Source organism: Limnohabitans sp. (assembly GCF_044373035.1).
Lineage (GTDB): Bacteria > Pseudomonadota > Gammaproteobacteria > Burkholderiales > Burkholderiaceae_C > Limnohabitans_A.
In genome coordinates this window covers 1-5,406 of the sequence record NZ_JBILQU010000143.1, presented here as the reverse complement: position 1 = coordinate 5,406, position 5,406 = coordinate 1, and the positions used below count along the sequence as shown (strand labels likewise).

At 60.7% G+C, this 5,406-nt stretch carries 6 protein-coding genes; all 6 read left to right on the top strand.

From position 1 onward, the window contains the following. Nucleotides 1–1,052, top strand: a 1,052-nt coding sequence (locus ACIQ47_RS14445; RefSeq protein ID WP_396438771.1) for a DUF1295 domain-containing protein, incomplete at its 5' end; no start/stop codon positions are given. Beyond that, nucleotides 1,049–2,248 carry an acetyl-CoA C-acyltransferase gene (locus ACIQ47_RS14440; RefSeq protein WP_396438770.1) on the top strand — a complete coding sequence of 400 codons (1,200 nt, stop codon included), beginning with the start codon at nt 1,049–1,051 and terminating at the stop codon, nt 2,246–2,248. The genes ACIQ47_RS14445 and ACIQ47_RS14440, both read left to right, overlap by 4 nt. 40 nt (nt 2,249–2,288) lie before the next feature. Continuing rightward, the gene (locus ACIQ47_RS14435; RefSeq protein ID WP_396438769.1) at nt 2,289–3,230 is read left to right on the top strand and encodes a winged helix-turn-helix transcriptional regulator; all 942 of its coding nucleotides are present in this window, start codon (nt 2,289–2,291) and stop codon (nt 3,228–3,230) included. Next, nucleotides 3,227–4,111 carry a branched-chain amino acid ABC transporter permease gene (locus ACIQ47_RS14430; RefSeq protein WP_396438768.1) on the top strand — a complete coding sequence of 295 codons (885 nt, stop codon included), beginning with the start codon at nt 3,227–3,229 and terminating at the stop codon, nt 4,109–4,111. The genes ACIQ47_RS14435 and ACIQ47_RS14430 overlap by 4 nt, the downstream gene beginning before the upstream one ends. 20 nt (nt 4,112–4,131) lie before the next feature. Then, nucleotides 4,132–5,208, top strand: a complete 1,077-nt coding sequence (locus ACIQ47_RS14425; protein ID WP_396438767.1) for a branched-chain amino acid ABC transporter permease — start codon at nt 4,132–4,134, stop codon at nt 5,206–5,208. After that, on the top strand, nt 5,205–5,406 hold a 202-nt coding region (locus tag ACIQ47_RS14420; protein ID WP_396438766.1), incomplete at its 3' end, for an ATP-binding cassette domain-containing protein. The genes ACIQ47_RS14425 and ACIQ47_RS14420, both read left to right, overlap by 4 nt.

The following is a 5,406-nucleotide window of genomic DNA, read 5'->3' as shown; positions in this document are numbered from 1 at the left end:
GCCAAGCGCATCCAGACCCTGAACATCGGTGGCTCTTGCGCCACGGTCGTGAGTTTTGTGGTGGAGGCTGGACAAGCATGATCCAGACCTTATGGCAGCAACAAAGTCAGATCCTTCTGGTCGCTTGGGCCTTGCTCGCCACCGTATGGCTGTGGGCCATGCCGCGCGAAAAAATCCGCTGGCTTGACCGCGCCTACCCTGTGCTGCCTTTGGCGGTGGCAGCCGTGGCCGTCAGCGGCCAAGTGGCCCCGAGGTTTTTGGCTGATTTTTTACAGCTAGGCCTTTGGCTGTGGCTGTGGCTGACCGTGGTGTGGGTCATCAGCCTGATCAAACGCGATGCCAGCATCATGGACATCGCCTACGGCATGCTGTTGTTGGCCGCACCCTGGTGGCTTTACCAGCATTTGGGTGCTGAAGGACAGGCATCGCATCTGCTTTTGCTGGCCATGGCCACGGTGGGTTTTGGCCGTTACTCGCTTTACATTTTGTGGCGCAATCTGCCCCACGGTGAAGACCCGCGCTATGCCCGCTGGCGTCAGCGCTCGGGTGCACGCTTTTGGTGGTGGAGCTATTTCCAAATCTTTTTGCTGCAAGGCGTGGTGATCTGGGTGTGGGCCATTCCCTTGCTGTTTGGCATGACCTCTCCTGGCCCCATTGGCTTTTGGCATGTGGCGGGCGCCTTGGTCTGGCTGGTCGGTTTTGTCTTCGAAGCCGGTGCGGACTGGCAGCTGACCCGGTTCAAGCGCCTGCGCACAGACAAGTCTCAATTGCTCAACACGGGCTTGTGGGCCCTGACACGGCACCCCAACTATTTTGGTCAAACCTGCATGTGGTGGGGCTACAGCGTGTTCGCGCTGTCGCATTCGTGGGGCTGGCTGTCGGTTGTCCCAGCGGTTTACGTGACCTGGTTCATGAACAAAGGATCGGCCACCTCGCTCATGGAGCGCCACATGGCCAAAAGCAAACCCGGCTACGCAGCCTATTGCGCCCATGTGCCGGCATTTTTTCCGCGCCTGCCGACCAAGACACCTCAGCCCAAGGACACAGCATGAGCCAAGCCCTCATCATCGAAGCCCTGCGCACCCCCCGGGGGCGAGGCAATGACAAAGGCGCGCTGCGCAGCCTCAAACCCGTGGATTTATTGGCCCAGCAACTCAAGGCACTGGCCCAGCAAACCGGCATCGATACGGCACAAGTGAGTGACGCCATCTTCGGCTGCGTCACGCAAACGGCCGATCAAGGTGCCAACATCGGCAAACTCGCCCTGGTGCGAGCCGGCTGGAGCGACCAGGTGCCCGGCCTGAGCATCAACCGCTACTGCGCCTCGGGCCTGAGCGCTGTTCATTTGGCTGCTCAGCAGGCCATGGACAACGACAGCTTGGCTGTGGGGGGTGGCGTGGAGATGATGTCGCGTGTGCCCATGGCGTCTGACCAGGGCCCCCTGACGCACGACTTCGAATTCCAACAACAAACCACGCTGGTGCCCATCGGCATTTCGGCCGACACCATTGCCACGATCGAAGGTTTTGACCGCGCCCAATGTGACGCCTACGCTTTGGCCTCCCAACAACGTGCCGTGACCGCCTTGCAGCAAGGCCGCTACAAGTCCGTGACCCCCGTATTCGGTGCTGATGGCGCTGTGCTGCTGGCGCAAGATGAAACGCCCAGGGCGCAGACCACACTCGACACTCTGGGCCAATTGACCCCCGCCTTCGCGGCCATGGCCGAGAAATACGGCATCGACAAGATCATGTGCCAACGCTATGGCCTGAGCCACGTCGACCATGTGCAGCACGCCGGCAACTCCCCCACCATGGCCGATGGTGCCTCGGCCGTTCTGCTGGCCAGCCCGGCTGCTGCAAAGCGCTTGGGGCTGAAAGCCCGCGCCCGCATCCTGGCCACCGCCACGGTGAGCGTGGACCGCACCCTGGCCCTGACGGGTGCAGTGCAAGCCACCGAAAAGGCCCTGGCCCTGGCGGGCCTGACCGTTCAGGACATGGATCTGTTTGAGGTGAATGAATCCTTTGCCTCGCTCATGTTGCACTACATGAAGCACCTGAACGTGCCACACGACAAGCTCAACGTGAATGGTGGCGCCATTGCCCTGGGCCATGCCATGGGCTCCACCGGCAGCGCCTTGGTGGGCATGGCGTTGGACGAGCTGGAAAAGCGGCAAGCGCGCCGTGCCGTGATCAGCCTGTGCGGCGCAGCCGGCTTGGCTGTGGCCATGGTGATTGAGCGCGTCTGATCGCCCACAGCGACAACCACACTCGCCCACAAGTGACCCCATGATCAGCAGCCCCGACCTGGAACTGACGCACGCCGCGCTGGCCTCCAGCACGCTCAGCCACGGCCTGAAGGTCTTGGGTGACCGCTGGACGGTGCAGGTCATGCTGTCGGCCTTTCTGGGGATTCGGCGGTTCGACGAGCTGCAAAGCTTTTCCAACATCCCCCGCCCCACTTTGTCAGACCGCTTGCGCTCTTTGGTGCAAATCGGGGTGATGAAGCCACGCCTGTACCAAGACAACCCACCCCGCCATGAATACCACCTGACCCGCAAAGGCCTGGGTTTGTACGACGCCACCCTGATGATTTGGGCTTGGGAAAAAAAATGGGGCGCGCGCGCGCAAGACCTGCCCAAAAAACTTTTCCACCAGACCTGTGAGCACCACTTCAATCCCGTGCTGTGCTGCAAAGCCTGCGGTGAAAAAATCAGCATGAAGGACCTGGACTACAGCCTCGTGCCCAACCCCCGCCTGCGACACCAACCGCTGGAGGGGCTTCGCACCCCACGGATGTCCGTGCGGGAGGCCAGCGACATGAGCCTGGGTTTGCGCGTGGACCGCTGGAGTTTGTTGATCCTCACGGCGGTGGTGCTCGGTTGTCATTACTTTGACCAAATCACCCATGTGCTGGGCATCGGGCCCAAAGTCCTGTCGCGCCGCCTCTCGGACATGGTTGAGTCCCACTTGCTCAGCTGCGAAACCGATGCACAGGACGCCCGCCGCAGGCTGTACCGGCTGACCCCCAACAGCCGCGATCTGTTTGGCTACATCGTGTGCCTGTCCAACTGGGCCAGTGAATCGCACTTGCACGAGCAAAGTTCGATTCGCCCCCGCCATCGCGCGTGTCAACACCGCTTCTTTCCCATGGTGGCGTGTGATCACTGCCACCAAAACCTGAACCCCTGGGAAGTCTCCTTCCCGACATCCAATGGAAAAACGCCATGAATGATTTTTGGCTAACCTTTGCCCAGCTGACCGTCAACGGCATCGCCGTGGGGGCCATCTATGCGCTGGTGGCGCTGGGCATTGTGCTGATTTACAAAGCCACCGAAGTGCTCAACTTTGCCCATGGTGACTTGCTGGTGGTCTCGGCCTTCAGTGCCTGGGGCTTGATCACGGTGTGGGGCTTGCCGTTTTGGCTGGCCTTGCTGATCACCGTGCTGGGCGTGGCCCTGTTTGCTTTTGCACTGGATGCCTTGGTCATTCGCCGCATTGCAGGCCAGCCGCAATTTGCGGGGGTGATGCTGACCATTGCACTGGCCTTCATGATCCGGGGTGCTGTGAGCATGCTGTTTGGCTCCGAGTCACGCAACTACCCCACACCCTGGAGCCAGCAAAGCACGCAATTGGCCGGTGTGTCGATTGCCAACTTGCAATTGGTCATTCTGGGCGTGTCCATGATGGTGACCTTGGTGCTGTTCTTCTTTTTCCGCTTCACCCGACTCGGTGTGGCCATGCAAGCGGCTTCACAAAACCAGCTGGCCGCTTACCTCAACGGTGTGCGCGTCAAGCGCGTCAACTCCATGGTCTGGGCGCTGGGGGGCGTCACGGCGGCCTTTGCAGGTGTGCTGTTGGCGCCCATCACCTTGGTGGACATCAGCTTATGGTTTGTCACCCTCAAGGCCTTGTCGGCCCTGGTGCTGGGCGGCTTTGGCAGCATTCCGGGCGCGATTGTGGGCGGGCTTCTGATTGGCCTCATCGAACAGTACGCCGGTGTCTACATGCCCGACGGCACCAAAGACATCGTGGCCTATTTGGTGCTGATTGCCGTGCTCATTGTGCGTCCCCATGGCTTGCTGGGCGAAGCCCATGGCCGACGCGTCTGAAACAAGAAAGAACCCCACCGATGCGTTTCGATTACCACACCCAATACCGCGAAGGCTTCGCCTTGTGGCGCAGCCCGCTTGACCGCAACCTGTATGCCTTGCTGCTGCTGGCCTTGTGTGCCCTGCCCTGGTTCATCACGCCCTTCATGCTCGGCGAGATGGCCTATATCTTCATTTTGTGCGTGGCCAGCCTGGGCCTGATGTCGCTGACCGGCCTGACTGGACAGGTGTCATTGGGGCATGCCGCCTTCATAGCGATTGGGGCCTATGGCCACGCCTGGTTCTTGTCCAAAGGTGTGCCCTTGCCGCTGTCGATGGTGATGGCGGCACTGCTGAGCGCCGCAGCCGGTTTGCTGGTGGGCATTCCCGCCATCCGCGTCTCCGGCCTCTACCTGGCCATGGTGACGCTGGCCTTTGCCATCATCGTGGAACAGATCATCGGCCACTGGAGCTCGGTCACCGGCGGTTTTACCGGCCTGGCGGTGAATGACCCGGTCTTTCTGGGCCTGTCCCTGAGCGGCTCCAAGGCTTTTTATTATTTCTGTCTGATCACGCTGGTGCTGGTGCTGTTGGTCTTGCTCAACATCTTGCGCTCGGGCATGGGCCGCGCCTTGATCGGTGTACGCGAATCCGAAGCCGCCTCTTACGCCTTGGGCATCCCGGTCGAGCGCATGAAGGCGGGCGCTTTTGCCTTGTCAGCGGGCATCACCGGGCTGGCTGGCAGCATGCTGGCCCACCACCTGAAATACCTCACGCCCGATGGCTTCACCTTGCTGCTGTCGCTGGAGCTGGTGCTCATGGTCGTGATCGGCGGCTTGGGCAGTCTGCGCGGTGCGGTGATGGGGGCCATTCTCATCAGCTCCCTGCCCACCGCCATCTCCCGCATCAAACCATTTTTGCCCGACAGCGTGGCCAAACAGTTTGGCTTAGAGACTTTCATCTTTGGCTTGGTGCTGGCCCTTTTTGTGCTGTATGAGCCCATGGGCCTGAACGGCCGCTGGCTCAAGATCCGCAGCCTGCTGGAATCTTTTCCGATCTACCGAAAAGACACCTTCAAGCGCAACAAGCGTTACATGAAATCGGAGCGTTACCGTTGAAAACATCCAACGCCACACCCCCACTGCTGACAGTGGACAAACTATCACTCACTTTTGGCGGCGTGCAAGCCATTGCCGATTTGAGCCTGGAAGTCAGGCCCGGCGAAGTGCTGGCCGTGATCGGCCCCAATGGCGCTGGCAAAACATCGCTGCTCAATGCGGTCACCCGCGTGTTCGACCCCAGTGGTGGGCAAATCC